The organism is Lacticaseibacillus suihuaensis (genome assembly GCF_054785075.1).
This window is the reverse complement of record NZ_BAAGBJ010000001.1, coordinates 235,062-256,932: the sequence shown is the minus strand read 5'-3', so window position 1 is coordinate 256,932 and position 21,871 is coordinate 235,062. Positions and strand designations below refer to the sequence as shown.

At 63.7% G+C, this 21,871-nt stretch carries 18 protein-coding genes and 1 CRISPR repeat array (1 of these 19 running past the window's edge); of the genes, 15 read left to right on the top strand and 3 right to left on the bottom strand.

The window, feature by feature from the left end; genetic code table 11:
- Positions 1–56 precede the first annotated feature (56 nt).
- Positions 57–1,322: a tetratricopeptide repeat protein gene (locus ACYVRZ_RS01130; RefSeq protein WP_461224066.1), complete on the top strand. Its 1,266-nt coding sequence runs from the start codon at positions 57–59 to the stop codon at positions 1,320–1,322.
- A 134-nt stretch (positions 1,323–1,456) separates the two neighbouring features.
- On the opposite strand, the gene ACYVRZ_RS01125 is transcribed toward ACYVRZ_RS01130, so the two are convergent.
- Positions 1,457–2,635 (bottom strand): CCA tRNA nucleotidyltransferase, encoded by a 1,179-nt coding sequence (locus tag ACYVRZ_RS01125; RefSeq protein WP_461224064.1) that lies wholly within the window; start codon positions 2,633–2,635, stop codon positions 1,457–1,459.
- A gap of 83 nt (positions 2,636–2,718) precedes the next feature.
- Between ACYVRZ_RS01125 and ACYVRZ_RS01120 the strand changes: the two genes are divergently transcribed.
- The 5 genes from ACYVRZ_RS01120 to ACYVRZ_RS01100 all read left to right on the top strand — a co-directional run bounded on the left by ACYVRZ_RS01120 (position 2,719) and on the right by ACYVRZ_RS01100 (position 7,942).
- Positions 2,719–3,597, top strand: coding sequence for a YitT family protein (locus tag ACYVRZ_RS01120; RefSeq protein ID WP_461224062.1), 879 nt, complete (start codon positions 2,719–2,721; stop codon positions 3,595–3,597).
- 91 nt (positions 3,598–3,688) lie between these two features.
- Complete coding sequence (locus ACYVRZ_RS01115) at positions 3,689–5,581, top strand: ABC-F family ATP-binding cassette domain-containing protein (protein WP_461224060.1); 1,893 nt, start codon at positions 3,689–3,691, stop codon at positions 5,579–5,581.
- 5 nt (positions 5,582–5,586) lie between these two features.
- Positions 5,587–6,537 carry a thymidylate synthase gene (locus tag ACYVRZ_RS01110; RefSeq protein ID WP_461224058.1) on the top strand — a complete coding sequence of 317 codons (951 nt, stop codon included), beginning with the start codon at positions 5,587–5,589 and terminating at the stop codon, positions 6,535–6,537.
- Between the two features lie 16 nt (positions 6,538–6,553).
- Entirely contained in the window at positions 6,554–7,048 is a 495-nt protein-coding gene (locus ACYVRZ_RS01105) for a dihydrofolate reductase (protein ID WP_461224056.1), read from the top strand.
- A gap of 132 nt (positions 7,049–7,180) precedes the next feature.
- A complete protein-coding gene (locus ACYVRZ_RS01100; RefSeq protein WP_461224054.1) occupies positions 7,181–7,942 on the top strand; it encodes a nucleoside phosphorylase in 762 nt (253 codons plus the stop codon).
- A gap of 82 nt (positions 7,943–8,024) precedes the next feature.
- Here the strand turns inward: ACYVRZ_RS01100 and trhA are convergent, their stop codons facing one another.
- On the bottom strand, positions 8,025–8,666 hold the full coding sequence (gene trhA, locus ACYVRZ_RS01095; protein WP_461224052.1) for a PAQR family membrane homeostasis protein TrhA: 642 nt from the start codon (positions 8,664–8,666) through the stop codon (positions 8,025–8,027).
- A 160-nt stretch (positions 8,667–8,826) separates the two neighbouring features.
- On the opposite strand from trhA, the gene ACYVRZ_RS01090 reads away from it, so the two are divergent.
- From ACYVRZ_RS01090 to ACYVRZ_RS01065, 6 genes are all read left to right on the top strand, one after another.
- Positions 8,827–9,669, top strand: a complete 843-nt coding sequence (locus ACYVRZ_RS01090) for a DegV family protein (protein ID WP_461224050.1) — start codon at positions 8,827–8,829, stop codon at positions 9,667–9,669.
- A 94-nt stretch (positions 9,670–9,763) separates the two neighbouring features.
- On the top strand, positions 9,764–10,606 hold the full coding sequence (locus ACYVRZ_RS01085) for an SGNH/GDSL hydrolase family protein (protein WP_461224048.1): 843 nt from the start codon (positions 9,764–9,766) through the stop codon (positions 10,604–10,606).
- The gene (locus ACYVRZ_RS01080; RefSeq protein ID WP_461224046.1) at positions 10,606–11,268 is read left to right on the top strand and encodes a YpmS family protein; all 663 of its coding nucleotides are present in this window, start codon (positions 10,606–10,608) and stop codon (positions 11,266–11,268) included. Before ACYVRZ_RS01085 ends, ACYVRZ_RS01080 begins: the two co-directional genes overlap by 1 nt.
- A 217-nt stretch (positions 11,269–11,485) precedes the next feature.
- Complete coding sequence (gene msrA / locus ACYVRZ_RS01075) at positions 11,486–12,004, top strand: peptide-methionine (S)-S-oxide reductase MsrA (RefSeq protein WP_461224044.1); 519 nt, start codon at positions 11,486–11,488, stop codon at positions 12,002–12,004.
- Positions 12,005–12,012: 8 nt separating this feature from the next.
- The gene (locus ACYVRZ_RS01070) at positions 12,013–12,258 is read left to right on the top strand and encodes a YozE family protein (RefSeq protein WP_461224042.1); all 246 of its coding nucleotides are present in this window, start codon (positions 12,013–12,015) and stop codon (positions 12,256–12,258) included.
- Complete coding sequence (locus ACYVRZ_RS01065) at positions 12,245–13,666, top strand: S41 family peptidase (RefSeq protein ID WP_461224040.1); 1,422 nt, start codon at positions 12,245–12,247, stop codon at positions 13,664–13,666. The genes ACYVRZ_RS01070 and ACYVRZ_RS01065 overlap by 14 nt, the downstream gene beginning before the upstream one ends.
- Positions 13,667–13,759: 93 nt before the next feature.
- Here the strand turns inward: ACYVRZ_RS01065 and ACYVRZ_RS01060 are convergent, their stop codons facing one another.
- Positions 13,760–15,406, bottom strand: a complete 1,647-nt coding sequence (locus tag ACYVRZ_RS01060) for a hypothetical protein (protein ID WP_461224038.1) — start codon at positions 15,404–15,406, stop codon at positions 13,760–13,762.
- 730 nt (positions 15,407–16,136) lie between these two features.
- Between ACYVRZ_RS01060 and ACYVRZ_RS01055 the strand changes: the two genes are divergently transcribed.
- The 3 genes from ACYVRZ_RS01055 (at position 16,137) to ACYVRZ_RS01045 (ending at position 20,523) form a co-directional block, all read left to right on the top strand.
- Positions 16,137–16,499, top strand: coding sequence for a PadR family transcriptional regulator (locus tag ACYVRZ_RS01055; RefSeq protein ID WP_262314592.1), 363 nt, complete (start codon positions 16,137–16,139; stop codon positions 16,497–16,499).
- A complete protein-coding gene (locus ACYVRZ_RS01050) occupies positions 16,477–17,262 on the top strand; it encodes a hypothetical protein (protein WP_461224036.1) in 786 nt (261 codons plus the stop codon). The genes ACYVRZ_RS01055 and ACYVRZ_RS01050 overlap by 23 nt, the downstream gene beginning before the upstream one ends.
- 84 nt (positions 17,263–17,346) lie before the next feature.
- Positions 17,347–20,523 carry a DEAD/DEAH box helicase gene (locus ACYVRZ_RS01045; RefSeq protein ID WP_461224034.1) on the top strand — a complete coding sequence of 1,059 codons (3,177 nt, stop codon included), beginning with the start codon at positions 17,347–17,349 and terminating at the stop codon, positions 20,521–20,523.
- A 173-nt stretch (positions 20,524–20,696) separates the two neighbouring features.
- Positions 20,697–21,871: direct repeats of the CRISPR family, unit length 28 nt; unit sequence GTGCTCCCCGCATACGCGGGGGTGATCC; it runs 3,186 nt beyond the window's last position.

Genomic DNA, 21,871 nt, shown 5'->3' with positions numbered 1-21,871 from the left:
AGTTTTTACTCGGCCTTTTTTTGTTGCCGGGCTCACACGCTCTCATGGAGGATTCGATGACATATTCGCAACAAATGCTAGACGCGCTGGAGGCCGGCGACATCGCAAAGAGTCGCGAGCTGTTCCAGCAGGTGCTCAAACACGACGACGACGAGCAAAAATACAACCTGGCCGGCGAGCTTTACGCCCTGGGCTTCACGGGCCAGGCCCAGCGGCTGTACGAGGAGCTGATGGGCAAGTACCCGGACCTCGGCGACGTTAAAACGGCTTTGGCCGACATCGCTGTAGCCAACGGCGAACCGGACCGCGCGATTAGCTTGCTCAGCCAGATCGACCCGGCCAGCGACGACTACCCGCAGGCGCTTTTGGCCTTGGCCGATGTGTACCAGACCCAGGGCCTGTACGAGGTCAGCGAGCAAAAGCTTTTGGCCGCCACCCGGTTGGTGCCGGATGAACCGGTGGTGACCTTCGCCTTGGGGGAGCTGTACTTCGCCTGGGGCAAGGACGCGATGGCCAGCGCCGCTTACGCGCAGCTGTTGAGCCAAGGCGTGGATGAGTTGGCCGGTGTCAGCATCCAGACCCGCTACGCCGCCACCTTGGCCAACCTCGGTCAGTACGAGGAGGCGGTCGCGGCCTTTGAGGAGGTCGAGGCCAGCGCCTTGGACCCCAACAGCGCCTTTCAGCTCGGGACCTTGTACCTGGAGCTCAAGGAGCCTCAACGTGCCATCGACACACTGTCGCGGGTGATCGACGCCGATGCCAGCTTCGCCAACGCCTACTTACCGCTGGCCCAGGCCCAGACGCAGGCCAACCAGCTGGATGCGGCGCTGGATACGGTCCAACGCGGCCTGTTGGTCGATGACACCAACCCCGAGCTGTACCTGGCCGGGGCCCGGCTCGCGCTGCGTGAGTCGGCGCTGGATCTGGCCGAGCAGTACCTGACCCGGGCCCGAGCGCTTGATCCGGAGAACCAGACGGTGATGCTCGAGTGGAGCAACCTGCTGCTGGCCAAAGGGGACGATCAGGCCAACATCGACTTTTTGGAGGCCATCGACGCCACCGACGAGGTCGACCCGCAGATCTACTGGAACCTGGCGAAGAGCTACGACCGGCTCGACAACGTCGCCAAGGCCCGGGAGAACTTCCTGTTGGCCTTCCGCAACTTCCAGGACTCGCCCGACTTTTTGCGCGAGCTGATCGACTTCTTCCAGTCGACCGGCGCCTTGCAGGAGCTCAAGGCTGCCTTGACGCGCTACCTGGCCCTAGTGCCGGACGACGACGCGATGCAGGCGCGACTCGACGAGCTGGCCGACCGCGACTAAGCACTCCAAGCGCCGCGGCGGCCGGCAGGCGCCGGCGACTCAAACAGCCCTTCACGCAACCGACAGGGTCGCGTGAAGGGCTGTTTGTATGCATCCGTGCATTGTAATACTTTTGTTCATAAAAATCCAAACGGCTACTTTTGTGCGGCCGTCATCAACGCCTCTGCGGTGTTGGCGAGCTCGCCGGCCACCACGGCCTGCTCCAGCGCGTGAAGTACCTGGCCCAGGCGGGGTCCCGGGGTAAAGCCGGCGGCCATCAGGTCGGCGCCGGTGACGGCCAGCTCGTCCTTAGCGTGAATCGGCAAGGCGGCGTAGGCCTGCGTCAGCGCGTCGGCCGCCTCGTCGGGGTCGAGCAGGGCCGCGGCGGCAGCGGCCACCGGTACGGCGTCGGCCCCGGCGGCGTACAGCTGCCAAGGCGTCGGGTTCGGCAGCACTGCCAGCAGGGCGGCCGCCCGGGCTACCTGGTCGGTCAGCGCGTTGGCCTGCTTCCAGGCTTTCAACAGGCGCCGCACTGGCAGCTGCAGCAGGTGGGCGATCAGCGTCCAGGCCACCGCCGGGTCGGTCAGCGGCGTGGCGGGCAAGGCGGCGAGTTGTTCGAGGCCGGCGCGATGGTCGGCCAAAAGCGGCGTGTGGGCGAAGAGGCCGGTGTTGATGAAGTTGATCAGGCCGGCCCGGCGATCCAGGCCCAGCATCAGACGGGTGAACTCGCTTGCGATGCGCTCGACGGAGACATGGGCCAAGAGCGGTGCGTTCTCGGTGATCGCGGTCAGCGTCGCCGGTTCAATGGCAAACCCCAGCTGGCTTTGAAACCGCACGGCCCGCATCATGCGCAACGCGTCTTCGTGGAAGCGTTCGTGGGGATCACCGACGGCTCGCAGCACGTGGTCGTTCAGATCGGCCAGCCCAGCGAACAGGTCGACCACCGTGCCGTCGTGGCGAACCGCCAGCGCGTTGACCGTGAAATCGCGCCGGCGCAGGTCCTCTTCAAGCGACCGCACGAAGGTGACGTGATCCGGCCGGCGGAAGTCCTGGTAGCCAGACTCGGTGCGAAAGGTTGTGACCTCGTAGCCCTTGCCGTGCGACAGCACCATCACCGTACCGTGCTGAATGCCGGTATCCACCGTTTTGGGGAAAATATGCTTGATCTCCGCGGGGTAGGCGGAGCTTGCGATGTCCACGTCGTGTGGGGGCAGCCCGAGCATCGCGTCGCGAACCGCGCCGCCGACGAAGTAGGCCTCAAATCCCGCGGCCTCGATGCGCTGCATCAAGGGAATCGCGGCCTGAAACTCGGGGTGGGTCAAATCGATCTGCATGCAATCACCTTTTCCATTAGTCTGACATTATTCTACCACAGTCTGAAAATCTGGTAAGATAGGGGGAGACTCGGAGGTGCGAGATGACTAAAACAACGCGACGGATACTGTTGGATCTGGTTTTGATCGGCCTGGGCTGCGCCTTGTACGCGTTCGGCCTGGTGACGGTGAACATCGAAAATCACCTGGCGGAGGGCGGCATCACCGGCATCACGCTGTTGATTCGCTACTGGTGGCACCTGGATCCGGCGTATTCCACCATCATCTTGAACATTCCACTGATTTTCATCGGCTACAAGTACCTGGGCAAACGCGCCTTGGCCTACACGATTTACGGCACCGGGATGCTGTCGGGGTGGCTGTGGCTTTGGCAGCGGCTGCCGGTCGGCCTGAACATTCACCACGACCTGTTCATCGCCGGGGTCTTGGCCGGGCTGTTCGGCGGCATCGGCTCCGGGTTGATCTACCGCGTCGGTGGCACCACCGGCGGCTCGGATGTGATCGCCCGGATTCTGGAGAAGCAAACCGGCATTCCGATGGGCAAAACACTGTTGGCCTTCGACGTGCTGGTGCTCAGCCTCTCGTTGACCTACTTGAACCTGGAGCTGATGATGTACACGCTGCTCGCCAGCTACGTCTTCTCGCGCATCGTCGACTTCACGCTAGAAGGCGCGTATGCGGCCAAGGGGGTCTTGGTCGTGTCGGACCAGGCCGAGCCGATCGCCGCGGCGATCATGGACCAGCTGGAACGCGGCGTCACCTACCTGAACGCGGAGGGCGGCTTTGCCAGAGACCCCAAGCGCGTGGTCTACGCGGTGGTGGCCCCGACGGAAATTGCCGCGGTCAAGCGCATCATCGAGGGGCTTGACGCCAAGGCCTTCGTCACGATTTTGGACGTTCACGAGGCGCTGGGTGAGGGTTTCACCTACAAAAAGAAGCCGCGGCGGCTGTTTTTGAGCTGAGCGAGCAGGCGGTGAGGCGACTCGCCGCCTGTTTTTCGCCGCGGCGGGGATTCCATGTTATGATGGAAGCAATAAGAAGATTGGGGATACTATGCAAACTCTGACTGCAGACGCCATCAGCAAGGCGTACGGCGACAAGCAATTGTTTCGCAACTTGGATTTTTTGATTAATGAAGGCGACCGCATCGGCCTAATCGGGGTCAACGGCACCGGCAAGACCACGCTGCTCAACGGCCTGGCCGGCGTCGACCCGTTCGACGCGGGTGACGTGGTGACGCCTAAGACCTACCACATCAGCTACCTGGCCCAAGTGCCGGCGCTGGACCGCACCAAAAAAATCATGGACGCGGTCTACGGCGGCAGCTCGCCGGTTTTTGACGCCTTGCGTCAGTACAACCGGGCCTTGGCCGCGTACACCGCCGACCCCATGGACGAGGCGACCCAGGCGGCCTACACGAAGGCCGATGCCCGGATGACCCAGCTGGACGCCTGGAACGCCGACACCGACATCAAGACCATTTTGACCCAGCTGCACGTCACGGACCTCGACCAGGTGATCGGCAGCCTCTCCGGCGGCCAGCAAAAGCGCGTCGGCCTGGCCCAGGTACTGATCGAATCGCCGGACCTCTTGATTCTCGACGAGCCGACCAACCACCTGGACTTTGACTCCATCGACTGGCTGGAGTCTTACCTCAGCCGCTACAAGGGCGCCTTGCTGGTGGTGACCCACGATCGCTACTTCCTAGACCGCGTCGCCAACAGCATCTGGGAGCTCGACTCAGGCCAGCTTTACAAGTACACCGGCAACTACGAGGCTTACGTCCAGCAAAAGGCCGAGCAAACCGTCAAGGACACCGCCGCGGCCCACAAGCAACAGCAGCTGTACCGCCAAGAGCTGGCCTGGATGCACGCCGGCGCCCAGGCGCGGTCGACCAAGCAGCAGGCACGAATCAACCGCTTCAACGACCTCAAAGACGACATGCAGGGCCGCCCGGCGAGTGTGGGCACCGTCGCGATGAAGGTCGCAAGCACCAGGCTCGGTAAAAAGGTGATCGAGATGCACGACGCCAGCCTGACTTTGGGCGATCACCGGATTCTCTCACACTTCGACTGGCTGGTGCAGCCGGGCCAGCGCATCGGCATCACCGGGCTCAACGGCGCCGGCAAGTCTAGCCTGCTGAACGTGATCGCCGGCAAACTCCCGCTGGATTCGGGCGTCTGCGAGCTGGGCGAAACCGTCCGACTGGGCTACTACACCCAGCTGAGTGTCGAACTCGACGGCACCAAGCGGGTGCTCGAGTACCTGCAGGAGGCCGGTGAGGAGCTGGTGACCGACAGCGGCGAGCGCATCGCCGTCGCCCAGCTGCTCGAGCAGTTCCTGTTTCCCCGCAGCATGCACGGCAACCTGATCTCGCGCCTGTCCGGCGGGGAGAAGCGGCGCCTGTACCTGCTCAAAATCCTGATGCAACAGCCCAACGTGCTGCTCTTGGACGAGCCGACCAACGACTTGGACGTCGCGACCTTGACGGTGCTTGAGGACTACCTCGACCAGTTCCCCGGCACCGTCATCACGGTATCGCACGACCGCTACTTCCTGGACAAGGTGGCCGATCACCTCTTGATTTTCCAGGGGCAGGGCCAGATCGACCGCCACGTCGGGCTGTTCACCGACTACCTGAAGACCGCCGGCAAGCCGGCGGCCGCGCCAACCGCCAAGAAGGCCGCGTCGACCCCCGTTGAACCCGCGGCGCCGAAGGTCAAGACCAAGCTGACTTACGCCGAGCAGATCGAACACAAGCAGCTGCAGGCCAAGATGGACGCGACCGACGACCAGATCTCCGCCTTGAAGGCCGAGATGGCCCAGGTCTCCGGGGATGACTACCTGAAGCTGGGCGACTTGCAGCAGCAAATCGACGACCTGAACGCACAACTGGACACCATGTTTGACCGCTTCGCGGAACTTGACGACTACGTGGAGGATTGATCGCCATGCTCGAAACGCCGTACCTCAACTTGCTTGACCATGTTTTGACCCACGGCCACTACAAGGAAGACCGCACCGGCACCGGGACCTACAGCGTCTTTGGCGCCCAGCTGCGGTTCGACCTCAGTGCGGGCTTTCCGCTGGTGACCACCAAGCGCGTCCCGTTCGGCCTAATCAAAAGCGAGCTGCTGTGGTTCTTGCACGGCGACACCAACATCGCCTACCTGCTGGCCCACCACAACCACATCTGGGACGAGTGGGCCTTCGCCCGCTTCGTGCGAAGCCCCGACTACCACGGCCCGGACATGACCGACTTCGGCCGGCGGCGGCTGGTGGATGCCGACTTTGCCGCGCAGTACCAGGCGCAGATAGCGGCCTTCACCGCGCGGATTTTGGCGGATGCCGATTTTGGCGTCAAGTACGGCGAGCTCGGCCCGGTGTATGGGCGGCAGTGGCGAGCCTGGCAGACCAGCACCGGCGAGACCTTGGATCAGCTGGCCCAGGTGGTGCAGGCGATTCGCACCACGCCGGACTCAAGGCGGCTGATTGTCTCGGCCTGGAACCCGGAGGACGTGCCGCACATGGCCCTGCCGCCGTGCCACACGCTGTACCAGTTCTACGTCAACGACGGGCGGCTATCGCTTCAGCTGTACCAGCGGTCCGGTGACCTGTTTCTCGGGGTGCCGTTCAACATCGCCAGCTACGCGCTGCTTTTGGCGATGGTCGCTGAGGTGACGGGCCTGGTTCCCGGCGAGTTCGTCCACACGTTCGGCGACGCGCATATCTACGCGAATCACGTCGAACAGGTTCGCACCCAGCTGGCCCGGACCCCGCACCCGGCGCCGACGCTGACTTTGACCGGTCACCGCACGGCACTTGAGGACTTCGAGCTCAGCGACATTCACCTTGACGGCTACGATCCGCACCCGGCGATCAAGGCGCCGGTGGCGGTGTGAAAAAGGAGGAAACCACATGATTGCCTTTCTTTGGGCCCAGGCGGCCAACGGCGTGATTGGCCGAGACGGGCGGCTGCCGTGGCACCTGCCGGACGACCTAGCCTTTTTCAAGGCCCAGACGCTGGGGCAGCTGACCGTGATGGGGCGCAGCACCTGGGAGGCGCTGCCCAAGCGGCCGCTGCCCGGCCGCACCAACGTGGTGATGACCCGCCAAAAGGACTTCCAGGCAGCTGGCGCCGTGGTCTGCCAAGACGTTGCCGCCGTACTGGCGCTGGCCAAGGCCAACCCAGGGCAAAACCTGGTGGTGACCGGTGGTGCCCAGGTGTTCGCCGCCTTCGCTGGGGTGGTCGACACGCTCTGGGTGACGCGGCTTGCCGGCGACTTCCTGGGCGACGTGGTGATGCCGCCGCTGGACTTGGACGCCTTCACCCGCGTCGCCGCCCGGACGGTGGTGGACTCAGACCCCGCGATGACCCACACCTTTGAAACCTGGGTGCGACAGGCAAGGTGAACGCGCTCACTCAAAGAGGGCACGCCGCGTGACTGATGCGGGTGTCCTTTTTGGCCTTGTCCGGTGCAACCGCGCGTGCTATCATAGCTGAAACTCGCCGCCGCTTACCGGCGCCACCCAGGAGGAGCTGCCATGCTGTTAGACGAATTCGACTCAGACCGCACCGCCATCATCGGACCCGAACACGTCGGCCAGCGCATCCCAGAAGCGTGGACCTGCGATACCGCCATTCTGTTCTTCTCGCGGCGGCTGTTGGCCGCGCTGCTTGCCCAAGGTCGGTTGCGTATTGTGGGGGAGCTGAGTCACGAGCCGGTGTACCGTTTTGACTTGGCTGATGGGCGCGCGGTGCTACTGCGGCTGGCCCACGTCGGTGCACCAGCCTGCGTGAGCGACATTGAAGAGCTCGGGGCCCAGGGGGTGCGCCACTTCGTTGTGATGGGCTCCTGTGGCGTCTTGGCGCCGACGCAGGCCGCGGACGAAATCGTGCTGCCGGTGCGAGCGCTGCGCGACGAGGGCACCAGCTACCACTATTCGCCAAGCGGCGATGCGATGATCGCCAACCCGGAAGACGTTGCGGTGATGACCGCTGCGCTTGAGGCGGCGGGGTTCAGCTACACCGCGACGACGACCTGGACCACCGACGCGTTTTTTCGCGAGACCCGCGCGAAGCTTGCGCGCCGCACCTCCCAGGGTGCGACGGTGGTGGACATGGAGTCATCGGCGCTGATGGCGGTGTGCCAATGGCGAGGCTATCACCTGTACCAGTTCTTTTACACGGCCGACGCGTTGCACCCCGACGGCTGGGCCGCGCGCAAGGACCAGCGGCTGCGTGGGCTAGACGACTTCTTCGCGCTTGCAACCCAGATTGCCCAGCGCGTGACCGGGCTTGGCTGATGAACAGGCAGATTCGCGGCGAGCACAAACAAAGGGCCGTCCTCGTGGTTGACGAGGACGGCCCATTTTGATTGGCTAGGCTTCAGACGAACAGGTAAATCGAGGCATACATCAAGGCGCTGCCGAGGATCACGAACAGGTGCCAGATGACGTGGATGTAGGGAATCTGCTTTTGCGAGTAGAGCACCGCGCCGAACGTGTAGGCGACGCCGCCGGCCACTAGCAGCCAAAAGCCGATCGGGCCGAGGTGCCGCCATAGCGGCGCCATGCCGATCAGGCACAGCCAGCCGAGCACCACATAGATGGCGGTTTCGGCCCAGCGCAGCTTGCCTAGCCAAAATACCTTGTACAGGATGCCGCCGAGACACAGCGCCCAGATGGCAATCAACAGGCCGACGCCCAGGCCACCGCCGATCGCCACCAGGCAATAGGGCAGGTACGACCCGGCAATCAGGATGAAGACGCCGGAGTGGTCGATCACCTGCAAGACCTTGCGTGCCTTGGTGAAGTACAGGCCGTGAAACATCGTCGAGGCCGTGTACAGCACGATCAATGCGAGGCCGAAGCCCAAAAACGTGGCGAGGCGCAGCGGCGTTGTGGCGCGAAAGGCCAGGGCGACGGTGCCGACCACCGACAGGCCCAGCGCGAAGGCGTGGGTGACGGCACTCATCATCTCATTGTTGAATGTATAGTAGTGCGAGCGGGGCTTGGCGTTGAGTTGCATCTGACAGACTTCCTTCCTTAACAAGTTCATGATACCACGCGGAACAATTATGCACAACGACATCTAGTCTTTAAAACCACGTTAACTGTTACTGACAAGCAAGCCTGGTTTTGTTATACTGGTGGAGTCAAGAACCCTATTAAGAAAGCGTGGCAAAGACATGTCCAAAATCAAACTGGTTACCGATTCCTCGATTCAACTGACGCCCGAAGAAGTCAAGCAGTACGACATCACCGTCATCCCCTTGACCATCATGATTGACTCGACCGTCTACATCGATGGCGAGACCATCACCCGGGCTGAATTCATGGATAAGATGGCGGCGGCACAGGCGTTGCCCAAGACCTCGCAGCCGGCGATTGGCACGTTTTTGGACGTCTTCGACAAGCTGACCGCGGATGGTTCCGAGGTGTTGGCGGTTCACATGCTCGAGGCGATTTCCGGCACGGTCAACTCCGCGCGGCAGGCCGCCGAGCTCTGCCACGGCAAGGTGACGGTGGTGGATTGTGACTTCACCGACCGTGCGATGGCCTTCCAGGTGATTGCCGCGGCCAAGCTGATTGAGGCCGGCAAGTCGGTTGCTGACATCGTGACGCGCATGGCCGAGGTTCGCGACCACACCAAGCTGATGATGGGCGTGTCCAACCTCGACAACCTGGTCAAGGGCGGCCGGCTCAGCCGGGTGTCGGGGATGCTGTCGACGCTGTTGAACATCAAGGTGATCCTTGAGGTGACCGGCGGCGAGCTGGTCGCGCGGCAAAAAGGCCGGGGAATGAAGACCATCCACCGCTTCGTCGACGACTTCGTGGCCAAGCTTGCGCTGATCCCGAACGTCAAGGAGGTCGGCATCTCCTACGCCGGCGGCCTGGAGCTGGCCCAAGACATCGCGGCCAAGATCGAGGCCGCACTGCCCAATGTGCCGCTGCTTTTGCGGCCGACCGACCCGGTGATCGCCACCCACACCGGGGCCGGCGCCTTTGCCATCATGTACTACGTCGACTGAGCGGCTGGGCAAAACCGGTTTCGTGGATTAGAATAGAAGCATTGGGGCAGGGGTGACCCTGCCTTTTACTATTGACACAGAAAGGACGATCGCCGTGAATTGGAAGAACCTCGGCAAAAATCTGCTGTTCGTCGCCGCCGTCGCGGTGCTGGCCTTCGGCGGCTGGCAGCTGTTCGGGCCGCGGCCGCACAAGGTGATGCTGGCCGGCCAAACCACCGCCGTCAGGAAGCTTGCGCTGACGGCGGTCGGCGACTCGCTGACCCACGGGGTCGGCGACGAAACCGACGCGGGGGGCTACGTCGCGCTGATCAAAACCGACCTGCAGGCGACCGGCGATTACGCCGTCACCACCCAAAACTACGGCGTGACCGGCGACACATCCAGCCAGATTCAGACGCGCATCGACAAGCAGCCCAAGCTGCAGCAGGCGATCAAGGCCGCCGATGTGCTGACGGTCACCGTCGGCGGCAACGACCTGATGCACGTGCTGCAGGCGCATTTTCTGGACATGAGCGCCAAAGACGTCGCCAAGGGCAACGCGGCCTTTCAAAAGCGCCTGAAGAAGCTGGTCACCACGATGCGCGGCCTGAACGACACGGCGCCGATTTACGTCTTTGGCATCTACAACCCGTTTTACGTCTACTTCCCCAAGCTAACGGCGATGACCGATTCCGTCACGACCTGGAACAAGGCGACCCAAAAGACGTTGGCGGCGCTTGACGGCGCGTATTACGTCGACATCGACAGCGTCTTGAGCAAGGGCGGCACCACGGCGACTAAGGCGGCCAAGAGCAGCCTGAAGCAGGCCCTGAGCGGCAGCGCCAACCCGCTGATTTTCACCCAGGACCACTTCCACCCCAACAACGCGGGTTACGCGAAGATGACGTCGCAGCTGTGGGCGAAGATGCAGGCAACCAAGAAATGGTGGGCAAAGTAATGGAAACAAAAACACGCAGTCAACGCAGCCAAAAGCCGTCGCAGCCGAAGATCAAGGCGCCACGGCCACCCAAGGCTCCGCGCGGCAAGTTCAACTGGTGGCAGCTGGTCGCCTTGACCTTGATCGGCCTGATCGTCGGCTCCGGCATCTGGTTTGCCGTCAAGGTCGCGACGCCTTACGAGACGCCGGCCAGCAAGGTGACCCCGCTCAAGGCGACGGACCCGGCGCTGACGGTCAGCCTGACCAAGCGTCAGGTCAACAAGATTGTCAGCTACTACCTGAATGATTTTCAAAAAGACAGCCCGGTCAAGTACAGCCTGACCGTCGCCGACCAGGCGGTGCTGTCCGGCACGTTCAAGTTCTTCGGCGAAAAAATCAAGTTCTCACTGCTGTTCGACCCGCTGGTGCAGGCCAACGGCAACGTCGAGCTCAAGGCCAGAAGCCTGAACGTCGGCAGTCTGCCGGTGCCGATTAGCTACGTGATGGGCTACGCCGGCCGCGCGTTCAAGCTCCCCAAGTGGGTCAGCCTGAATAGCAAGAAGGAGACCATTGTGTTAGAATTGAACAAATTCATCATGGAAAACGGAATGCAGATTCGCGCGACCAAGCTGGATCTGCCCAACGACGAGCTGGACCTGGCGGTGTACCTGCCGACCAAGTGAGGCCGGGGGCGGCCGCGCAACGGGTGACATGCGGCTAGGCTAGGTGTCCCGCTACGTTCGCGCGATTCCACCCTTTAAACGGGTTACGCGCGGCAACGCGGGAGCAGCTAGCTATGCCGCGTCGCTCGGGGCCAAGTGCAGGCCCCAAGCGCCACGGCTAGGCTACCCGTCCCGCTAAACCCGCCGCGTTCCACCCTCTCAGAAAGGACCTGATTTTATGTCTCTTGAAACTGCAATTTTTGCCGGTGGCTGTTTTTGGTGCATGGTGCAACCCTTCGAGGCGCAGCCGGGCATCGCAAACGTGGTCTCCGGCTACACCGGCGGCACTGTCGCTAACCCGACCTACGAGCAGGTGAAAAGCCACCAAACCGGCCACACCGAGGCGGTCCAAATCACATTCGATCCAAGCGTGATTAGCTACGCCCAGCTGGTCGATATCTACTGGCAGCAAACCGACCCGACCGACGCGATGGGGCAGTTCCAAGACCGCGGCGACAACTACCGGCCGGTGATTTACGTCGCCAACGCCGAGCAACGCGCCATCGCCACGGCGTCCAAGGCGGCGCTTGAGGCCAGCGGCCGATTCAGCGACCCCATCGTCACGACGATTGAAGACGCCGGGCCGTTTTACGCCGCGGAGCCGGAACACCAGCAGTTCTACGCGCGAAACCCGCGGCGCTACGCTGCCGAACACGCCCAACGCGCGGCCTTCACCAAGGCCCACTGGCAGGAATAGGAGAGCGCATGCGACAATCTTTTTACCAGTACCTGATGACGCTGAGAAATCCCAACGACCACGGCGAAATCGCCAACTTCGCGCAAAGTGCGTTTCTCGACCAGGCCTTTCCCAAACAGGAGGACGACTTCGAGGCGTTGTCCAACTACCTGGAGCTCAACGGCAACTACCTGCCGGCGATGAGCGTCTTCGACGACGCTTACGCGATGTACCAGACGCACGAACACGTGGGAGGCAAGCATGGCAAAAATTAAAGTGCCGGTATGGCTGATGGCGGTGGGGATGAGCGTGACCCTGGTCGGCGGCGCCACCGTGGGTTACGCGACCCGCGGCACCGTCGACTCGGCCAACCCGACTCAGGCGACGCTGCCGGCCGGCTTCAACAAGGTGCTCGCGACCTACGCGACGGTTCAAAACAACTACTACCAAGACGTCAGCGCGACCAAGCTGGCCAACGGGGCGATCAACGGGATGCTTTCAAGCCTCGACGACCCGTACTCGGTTTACCTGCAAAACAGCGACAAAACCGACCTCGACAGCACGATTTCCGCCAGCTTCGGCGGCATCGGCGCGACCGTCCAGCAAGGCGACAACAAGCTGACCATCGAAAGCATTTTGCCCGACACCCCGGCCAAAAAGGCGGGGCTGAAGGTCGGCGACCAGCTGATCTCGGTCAACGGCAAGTCGGTCGAAAAGCTCGACGTCACCCAGGCCGTCGCCAAGATTCGCGGCAAGATCGGCACTAAGGTCGAGGTCGTAATCCGGCGCGACGGCAAGGAGCTGAGCTTCACGATGACCCGCGCGAAGATCACCACCGACACGGTGACATACGCTTTGGCCAAGACCGACAAGACCGTCGGCGTGATCACGATGGCGACCTTCTCGGAGCCGACCGCCGCCCAGTTCAAAAAGGCGGTGAAGGCGCTGCGCAAGGAAGGCGCGACCCGCTTTGTCTTGGACCTGCGCGAGAATCCGGGGGGCATGCTGGACGCGGCGCTTCAGATCGCCTCCATGTGCCTGAAGGACGGCCAGACCATCGTTCAGGTCAAGCCTCGCACCGGCAAAACCGAAGTCTACAAGGCCAACAAGGCTTACGACAAGGGCTTTAAGGTGACCGAGCCGCTGGCCGTCGTGATCGACGGTAACTCCGCCTCCGCCAGTGAAATTCTGGCCGCGGCCCTGAACCAAAACAACCGCGGTCCCTTGGTCGGCGTCAAGAGCTTCGGCAAGGGGACGGTCCAAAACGTCGCGCAGATGAGCAGCAGTTCCGAGCTCAAGCTGACCATCGCCAAGTGGCTGACCCCCAACGGCAGCTGGATTCACCACAAGGGCCTGAAGCCGACGATCAAGGTCGACTACCCTGACTACGCCAAGATCAGCATGATTTCGGCCACCAAGCTGCAGGTCGGCGACCAAAAGGGTGACGTCAAGTCCTTGCAGCAGATCTTGAAGACCCTGGGTTTTGACCCCAAGAGCCAAAACGGCTACTACGGCCCGACCACGGCGACCGCCGTCAAGGCCTTCCAGACGGCCAACAAGCTGACCGCCACCGGCACCGCCGACACTAAGACGATTTCGGCCATGATGACCAAGCTCGCCACCAAGTACCAAGGCGAAGACCCGATGATGGACACGGCGATCAAGGCTGCCGGCAAGGAGTAACACGCAAAGAAGGTTCGCGGCCAGCGCTGCGAACCTTTTTGGTGTCCGGCGAGTCGCCTTGGGCCGGGGCCGCGCCACGGTGGGGCACCGGTCTTAGGCGTGGGGCCGTCGCCGTGGGCTCAGCCGTCGCGCCTCCGCCTGCCACTGCCGGAATAAGTCGGCGCGGTACTTGGAATCCGCGAGGCGGGTGTGGTCGACGGGGCGGCTGGGGACCATGAACACGCTGTCGCTGACCGCGGCTTCGGTCAGGTCACGCAAGACGAATACCCGGCTGGTCGCCGCCAGCCGCGCGGCCTGCCAGTCGTGCCAAAGTCGCCGCTCGGTCGCCTCACTGGCGGCAAACCCGGCGGCCTCGCGCGGCGCAATCAGCCGGGCCTGCTGGCGAAAGAAGGCGGCGGCGGTGAGCCGCCCGGCTTGCAACCGGGTGATCAAGGCGGCAAAATGCGCCCAATCCCCACGGCGGGTCGTATCGTGCCAGGCCTTCAGCGTGGCGAGCAGCGCCGCATAGAGGCGCTTGCGCCGCCGTTCAAGCGCCGAGGCCGCGGCGGCATCCAGGGTTTTTGCCTGCTCAAGTGAGCCGGTGACGGTCACGGTGTCTCGGTAGTGGGCGGTCAGGCCGGCGAAAGCGGCATCAAACCGCAGGGCAACCGTCGCACCGCGGCTGAGAAAGGTGACGGTGGCGCCGCCGTCAGCTTCTGCGGCGTCTTCGATCACCGAAGCGACTTGCGCCATCACCACCGGGGTGAGCCGCACCGCCCCGTCGGCCGCCAAAAGCGGCAGCTGCCGCGGCGACCCCAGCGTCAGCACCAGCGTGGGGTGCAGCACCGCCGCTTCGGGGTTGGTGGGCGCGAGGGGGACCGCCTGGGCGGGAAGCGGCGCCTGGGTGGCGGTCGCCGGGTTGCCACTGGTCGCCGTGGGGTCAAGCCCAAGGCGCCGGCCAAGCGGTTCGCGGTGGCCGGCACCGTCAGCCGGCAGCGGCGAGCACCTGGTCACTGGCAGCTGCGGCTTCGGCAGCCGCTTGGCATCTTGAAGCGCCGTGGCCGCGGTCAAAAATTCGGCAAACAGCCGGTGCCGCACCGCCGGGTCGGTCGAGGTCTTTGGGTCAAGCACCCGACCGAAGGCGACCGGCCTGTCGTGCAGGATGTCCACGCGGGTCGCGCGGGTTAGCTGCGGCATCACGAGGCATGGTGTCAAAAGGCGGTCGGCGGCGCTGGCCGCGTCGCGCAGGATTTTGGTTGTTTGAGCCACCAGCCGACTCAAGGCCAGGTCGTGCCCCCGCGTTGCGGCGGCGAGCTTGACCGGCAGCTGCGCCAGGGGCAGCGTGTCGTTTTGCAGGCCGGCCCGCAACTTGCTCAGGGCCGGCCTGAGCGGCGAGCGCGGCGCGAGGTGGCGGATGGTCGAGTCGATTCGTTGGGCCACCAGGCGAGCGGCCTTGTCGTTGAGCCGGACCACCTGGGGCAAGGCGGCCGGCGTCGGCAGCGACCACCGGGCGATGCGCCCGGTGATGGTCACGCGATCACCCGCCCCCCACATCAGCCGGGCCGGCGCCTTTTCCAGGCTGAACGCGACGTATAGCGGTTCCGGGGGAAAGGTCACGCGGGTCTGGTCGCTAAGCGTCAGCGTGTCGATGTTCAGCAGCAGCCAGTCGCCCAGACGCGGCGTCAGGTCCGGCTGCATGAGTGGTCCTTGGTAGCCGTGGATCAGCTGTCCTTCAAGTGTTAGCAAGGGTGTTTCGGTCATGTTGGTTACCTCCTGAGTCTCAGTTTACAAGCTGTTGGCGCATCTGTAACGAAATCTGCTCGCGGCCGAGCTTCAAAATTGACGCCTAGATTGGCAGCTGTTACGATAGCTTCAGATGGACATCTAGGTCTACGGTTCGGCAAACGCGTTGTCGATGCAATCCGCGGACTTCGGCAGACGATCCGGTGGCAAGCGCCACGTCGCCTCACCCAGACCAGGCTTCACCAGCGCTTCCATTGATGGAATTAGCGGAACCCGCTGAATCGCCGACGGGAATCATTAAGGGTAGCGGATTCTCCACCCGGTCGCCGCACGCCTTGCGTCCTACTCCTCGGAGCCAGCTGCGGACGCAAGAGACGGCCGGCACGCGCACCGGCCAGCACGCTCACACCGCAAGTCGCCCGGCGGTTCCGGGTGGTGTGTGCTGGCAACAGGCCGCGTCCTTGTACCACCGGCAGTATTCGGTCAGTTGTGGTTGGCCGACCGTCACGCGCCACTGGCCTGGCATCCCGCCCACCGTGGGCCCGCCGTCAAGCCTGCGAGGGACGTCGCGGTCCGGCCACCGATTGGCTGGCGGCACCACCCAACGCACCAGGTCCGGCTCGGGGAACCCCCGCGCCGGATTTGGTGCGTTTTTTTGGGGCGCAATCGCCCATTTGGTCGCATACTTTGCTTTACAAAGTACCAGGCCGCGGGTATACTTTGCCTTGCAAGGTAAAGGGGGATCGCCATGGTTAAGATTTCAAGCCAGCTGCTCAAGGGGACGCTGGAAAACGCGATCCTGATGATCATCGCGCAGGGCGAGACATACGGCTACGCGCTGCTCGAGCAGCTGACGGACGCGGGGTTCGGCAAAATTCCGGAGGGCACCGTTTACCCGCTGCTCCTGAAGCTGCAGCGCAACGGTCTGATTCACGCGGTGCGGCACGCCTCGACGACGGGGCCGGACCGCAAGTACTATCAGCTGACGCCGCACGGGGCAGCCCAGCTGCGCGCCTTTTTGCCGCAGTGGCGCCAGCTGAAAACGGCGATGGGCAAGTTGGTGGCGACGCATGACAAGGAGGGGCATGATGACACAATTTCGGGCCAATGATCAGCGGTTGCAGCAGCTGCACGGACTCAACCGCATGTACGCGCAGACGCTGTTGAACTACCTGCGCAATCGCTGGACCAAAGACGGCGCGGCAATCGAGGACACCGCGGCCGACCTGCTGGCAGACATGCAGGAGGCGGAGGCGGCCGGCATCAGCGCCAAGGACCACTTCGGTGCCGATCCGCAGGCCGCAGCCGACGCGATTTTGGCCGAGTTGCCGGCGGCGCCGCCGGTGCAATGGCTGCTGCGGCTGTGGCCGCTGGTCAACGCGTTGGGTCTTTTGGTGATGGCCTCGGCGCTGCTGGGTCGCGCGTTGGGGTCGCGCCTTGACCTGCGGGGTACGGTTCAGCTGCTGGTCCTGCCGGTGGTGTTCATCACGGTGGCCGGGCTGTTTCGCGGCCTGGGCTTCAACCACCTGTGCCGCGCGACCCAGTGGCGCGTGTGCGGCGGGGTGCTGCTGTACCTAGGCGCCGTCGCAGCCTTGGCGCTGGTGCCGCTGCCAAGCGTCGGCTTTGCCAGCGTGCGGTGGGCGGTGCTCGGTTACACGCTGGTGATGCTCTTGGCCAACGTCGTGATCGCCAGGTTTTGGCCAGGGCTTGGCGGCTCGTGGCTTGGCCTCTGGCTGGTCGCCGGCCCTGCGACCTGGTGGCTTTTGGGCCAGGCGCTGCCTTGGTGGGGGGCGATGGTCGCGCTGGTGGTTCTGGGCGGCTTGGGCGTAGCGATGATTATCGCCCAGCAGGGGCAGGTTTTCACGCGGCGGTGAGCGGCGCGACGCCTTGGCGTCGCGCTTTTTTCGTGGCGGGCAAAATGTGCTACACTGAGGCCAGACTGAACTGAGGAGTAAACTATGGAGAATCGCTATATGCCAAGCGGGATGTGGGCGGCCGGGCGCAAGCTGGCGGCCGACCACCGCGTCGCGCTGAACGGGGTGGTCGGTGAAGGCGCCCAAGACGAAGGACTGGTCATGGCTACCGTGGACGATGGCCAAGTTCACGAGGTCAGCGTCGGCGTCGACCCTTACTTCGACGACTGCGACTGCGCCGATTTTGAGGCGCATGGCCACTGCGCCCATATCGCCGCGGTCGTGCAGGTGCTCAAAAACGCTGGCCTGAGCGTCGTGGCGGCCGTGGCCGATGGCCTCGCCGACCTGATGCCGCGACCGGTCGGGGAAACGCCGACGCCGGGCTGGCGCAGCAAGCGCTCAAGCGGCGGCGCCTTCTTGGCCGCGCTGGGCGTGACGCCGCACCGCTACTTCAAGGGGTTGCGTGACCCGGACGCGGCCGGCGTCGACCAGCTGGCACTTGAGGTCACGGTGGCGCTGATGAACCGCCGGACTCGTGATTGGACCCGTGAACCGCGCATTTTCGTGCGGCTGCGGATTCAAGACGTCGCGGTCGGCCGCTTCAACCTGGTGCCCAACCTGCAGGACTTCTTGGCCACCTATAACCGCCAAGGCACTTACTACATCAACACCAACGCCTTTGCACTGAGCCCGGCGGCGTTCAGCGCCGACGAACAGGCGCTGTTGGCGGAGCTGGCCGCCGCCACGCCGGTCGACCGCGACATGCTGGAGTACAACGACAACTACCACCGCTACGTGATGCTGGCGCCCGGCGCCTTTGCGCGGCTGCAGCCGTTGTTGAGCCGCATCGGCTATGACTACCGGCCCAACACCGGCGACGCGGCCAGTTACCCCGGCGCCGATTTGCAACCGCTGACGCCTGCGGCCGGGGTGCTTTTGGCGACGGTGACGAAGACCAAGGCCGGCTTTGAGCTGCTGCTGACGCTGGATTACCAGGCGATGCTGGCCGCCGATCACCTGCTGGTGCGAGGACAGCACCTGTACCAGATGACCGCGGCGCAGCTGGCGCCTTTCAACCGCCTGGTGACCCAGGTGTTGCAAAACGATCCGCAGGCCGACAGCTGCACCCTGGAGTTTGGCCGCAGCGAGGTGGCCGAACTGCGCGATTTTTTGGCGATGCTCGCGCCGCTTGCGACCATTTCTGCGCCAAGTGAGCTGATGGCCGCGGCCCCGACGCCGGCCTTCGCGCTGGATTACGCCAAGGGGACCGTGCTGTTGACCCTGACGCTGCCCGATGCGGCGGCCGAGGTCGAGCGTCAGGCCCATGACTACCTGCGCGAGCTCGGCTTCAGCTTCCGCCAGGGCCTGTGGCGCAAGCGCTTCGCCGACGCTGAGGCGACCTACCGCTTCTTTGTGGCGGAGCTGCCTAACCTCAGGGACAACGGCACGGTGACCACCACGCCGGCGGTCGACGCGCTGCTGCAAGACGGCGCCGCGCTGGCACCGAGCGTGGCGGTCGAATCGCGCGACGGACTCTTGTCGATCAACTTCTCGCTGAAGGGCGTCAGCCCCCAGGCGGTGGATGCGATGTTGGCCCAGCTTGACGTCTCCCGGCCGTACCTGACGCGGCCGGACGGGGGGCTGGTGCTGGTCGACGGGCCGCTCAAGGCGACCGTCGCCGCCTTGGCCAAGGTTCGCCAGGCCGCCAAGTGGCAGGACGGCAAGCTCGCGGTGCCGGCGTCTCAGGCGCTGGCCGTGCAGGCGGCCTTGGGGGACAAGGCCGCCTTTGACGCCAAGTTTGCCACGCTGGTTCAAGACCTCACCCACCCGGAGGCTTTCGCGCCAGCCGCGCCGACCCGACCGGTCCAAGCGACGCTGCGGCCGTATCAGGTGACCGGGGTCAAGTGGCTTGAGATGCTTTATCACCACGGCTTCGGCGGCATTTTGGCCGACGAGATGGGCCTGGGCAAAACGCTTCAGATGATCAGCCTGGTCAACGCGCATGGCGCGGCCGGCCGGCCGTCTTTGGTGGTTGCCCCGGCGTCGCTTTTGTACAACTGGGAGGCGGAGTTCGCCAAGTTCGCCCCGTGGCTGAAGGTCGCCGTGGTCGACGGCACCAAGGCTCAGCGCAAGGCGACCGTGACCGCCGGCACCGCCGACGTCTTGATCGCCAGCTATAACAGCGTGCGGCTGGACATCGCCGAGTACCAGAGCCTGCGACTGCAGCTTTTGGTGCTCGACGAGGCGCAGTTCGTCAAGAACGCCAGCGCCAAAACCAGCCAGGCCCTGCGCCGGCTCCACCCGCAAAACACGTTCGGTCTGTCCGGCACCCCGATTGAAAACCGCCCCGAGGAGCTGTGGGCGCTGTTCACGCTGATCTTGCCCGGCCTGTTGCCGAGCCTGCAGGCGTTCAAGAAGCTGACGCCAGAGGAGGTCGCCATCCGCGTCAAGCCATTCATCCTGCGCCGCGAGAAGGCGACGGTGCTCAAGGACCTGCCACCGCTGAGCGAAACCAACCTGACCAACGAAATGACCGGACCGCAAAAGACGGTGTACCTGGCCCAGCTGCAGCAGATGCAGGTCCAGGTGAAAGGCCTGGGCAACCAGGCGCTGGTTCACAACAAGCTGGCGATTCTGGCGGGGCTGACCCGGCTGCGGCAGCTGTGCAACACCCCGGCCTTGTTCGTGCCGGGCTACACCGGTGGCTCCGGCAAGCTCGAGCAGCTGGCGGAGCTGGTCAAGGAGGCGGCCGACAGCGGCCGGCACGTGCTGATTTTCTCCCAGTTCACCCAGATGCTGGCGCAGGTTCAGGGCATCCTGGACGCCGCGCATCTGCCGACCTTTGTGCTGACCGGCGACACGCCGGCCGCCAAGCGGCTGATGATGGTCGACGACTTCAACGCCGGCAAGCGCAACTTCTTCCTGGTGTCGCTGAAGGCCGGCGGCACCGGCCTCAACCTGACCGGCGCCGACATGGTCATCTTAATCGACCTCTGGTGGAACCCGGCGGTCGAGGACCAGGCGATTGCCCGGGCCCATCGCATCGGCCAGACCCGCTCCGTCGACGTCTACCGCCTGATCACCAAGGGCACCATCGAGGAGCAGATCGTCAAGCTCCAGGCCAAAAAGCGCGACCTGGTCGACCAGATTCTCAGCGGCACGGAGAACAAGGCCAGCCTGACGCCGGAGGAGATCCGGCTGATTCTTGGGGTGGCGCCGTAACTCAGATTTCAGTTGCCCAAGCATGATATGTTTTGTTACTGGTCCGGTTGCCGAAAAGGGTGGCCGGACCTTTGCTGTTCGAAGGTCACCGTAATCGAAATACTAATTGACAAGTTGATGTAAAATGATACGCTACGAATATGGGATTGCCGGTCTGATGGGATTTGTTTAGTGTGCTCCCCGCATACGCGGGGGTGATCCTACATGCCGGAGCAAACTGCAACTGCACAACGCGTGCTCCCCGCATACGCGGGGGTGATCCTATTAATTTCAGCGACAAGGTTCGTATCATTAAGTGCTCCCCGCATACGCGGGGGTGATCCTAGAAACAGTGTTCTTGTGTCGCTCATTTTCAGGTGCTCCCCGCATACGCGGGGGTGATCCCCGATGTAACCGGATTGGCACTATACGGCGTTGGTGCTCCCCGCATACGCGGGGGTGATCCCGAAGACCGGCAGTGTACCGGCCTGAATTGCCGGTGCTCCCCGCATACGCGGGGGTGATCCCATGCGAGCCGCTCATCGTGGCAGACAGCTTTAGTGCTCCCCGCATACGCGGGGGTGATCCTAAGACCGGGGAACTAGCTGATTGGGACTTCGAGTGCTCCCCGCATACGCGGGGGTGATCCCCGTGCCAGACCAGTACCGGCGCTGTGTTCCGGGTGCTCCCCGCATACGCGGGGGTGATCCCGCAGTAACACTTCTATACCTATATTTTTTAAGGTGCTCCCCGCATACGCGGGGGTGATCCTCGTATATAACAACCTTCTCAAGACAGAGGGCAGTGCTCCCCGCATACGCGGGGGTGATCCCGTGCAATAAAAAAGCCCCGACATGATCGTCGAGTGCTCCCCGCATACGCGGGGGTGATCCCGCCGTAGATCGCCGGTGTGTGTTCTGGCGTGTGTGCTCCCCGCATACGCGGGGGTGATCCCGCCGACAGGGTGAACCAGTTGAGCGTGGCGAAGTGCTCCCCGCATACGCGGGGGTGATCCCCGATATTGTCCCGTTCGGTAGCGCGTAGGCCGGTGCTCCCCGCATACGCGGGGGTGATCCTGTTCTTGTGTCGCTCATGTTTAGCCCTCCGTGGTGCTCCCCGCATACGCGGGGGTGATCCCAGTCTTACTTGCAATCGAATCGTTTACCATTCGTGCTCCCCGCATACGCGGGGGTGATCCCGTGTCGACCAGGGCGTCGAGTTCAGCCATCGAGTGCTCCCCGCATACGCGGGGGTGATCCCCGCTTGACGGCGTACTCACCATCGCAATCGAAGTGCTCCCCGCATACGCGGGGGTGATCCTGTCTCGGCTACCACTTCCAGCCGTTCCTGGGCGTGCTCCCCGCATACG

What these genes read in the sequence shown, in the direction of transcription:
- ACYVRZ_RS01130 (WP_461224066.1), top strand. Translation starts at nt 57, where the DNA reads ATGACATATTCGCAACAAATGCTAGACGCGCTGGAGGCCGGCGACATC.
- ACYVRZ_RS01125 (WP_461224064.1), bottom strand. Translation starts at nt 2,635, where the DNA reads ATGCAGATCGATTTGACCCACCCCGAGTTTCAGGCCGCGATTCCCTTG.
- ACYVRZ_RS01120 (WP_461224062.1), top strand. Translation starts at nt 2,719, where the DNA reads ATGACTAAAACAACGCGACGGATACTGTTGGATCTGGTTTTGATCGGC.
- ACYVRZ_RS01115 (WP_461224060.1), top strand. Translation starts at nt 3,689, where the DNA reads ATGCAAACTCTGACTGCAGACGCCATCAGCAAGGCGTACGGCGACAAG.
- ACYVRZ_RS01110 (WP_461224058.1), top strand. Translation starts at nt 5,587, where the DNA reads ATGCTCGAAACGCCGTACCTCAACTTGCTTGACCATGTTTTGACCCAC.
- ACYVRZ_RS01105 (WP_461224056.1), top strand. Translation starts at nt 6,554, where the DNA reads ATGATTGCCTTTCTTTGGGCCCAGGCGGCCAACGGCGTGATTGGCCGA.
- ACYVRZ_RS01100 (WP_461224054.1), top strand. Translation starts at nt 7,181, where the DNA reads ATGCTGTTAGACGAATTCGACTCAGACCGCACCGCCATCATCGGACCC.
- trhA (WP_461224052.1), bottom strand. Translation starts at nt 8,666, where the DNA reads ATGCAACTCAACGCCAAGCCCCGCTCGCACTACTATACATTCAACAAT.
- ACYVRZ_RS01090 (WP_461224050.1), top strand. Translation starts at nt 8,827, where the DNA reads ATGTCCAAAATCAAACTGGTTACCGATTCCTCGATTCAACTGACGCCC.
- ACYVRZ_RS01080 (WP_461224046.1), top strand. Translation starts at nt 10,606, where the DNA reads ATGGAAACAAAAACACGCAGTCAACGCAGCCAAAAGCCGTCGCAGCCG.
- msrA (WP_461224044.1), top strand. Translation starts at nt 11,486, where the DNA reads ATGTCTCTTGAAACTGCAATTTTTGCCGGTGGCTGTTTTTGGTGCATG.
- ACYVRZ_RS01070 (WP_461224042.1), top strand. Translation starts at nt 12,013, where the DNA reads ATGCGACAATCTTTTTACCAGTACCTGATGACGCTGAGAAATCCCAAC.
- ACYVRZ_RS01065 (WP_461224040.1), top strand. Translation starts at nt 12,245, where the DNA reads ATGGCAAAAATTAAAGTGCCGGTATGGCTGATGGCGGTGGGGATGAGC.
- ACYVRZ_RS01060 (WP_461224038.1), bottom strand. Translation starts at nt 15,406, where the DNA reads ATGACCGAAACACCCTTGCTAACACTTGAAGGACAGCTGATCCACGGC.
- ACYVRZ_RS01055 (WP_262314592.1), top strand. Translation starts at nt 16,137, where the DNA reads ATGGTTAAGATTTCAAGCCAGCTGCTCAAGGGGACGCTGGAAAACGCG.
- ACYVRZ_RS01050 (WP_461224036.1), top strand. Translation starts at nt 16,477, where the DNA reads ATGACACAATTTCGGGCCAATGATCAGCGGTTGCAGCAGCTGCACGGA.
- ACYVRZ_RS01045 (WP_461224034.1), top strand. Translation starts at nt 17,347, where the DNA reads ATGGAGAATCGCTATATGCCAAGCGGGATGTGGGCGGCCGGGCGCAAG.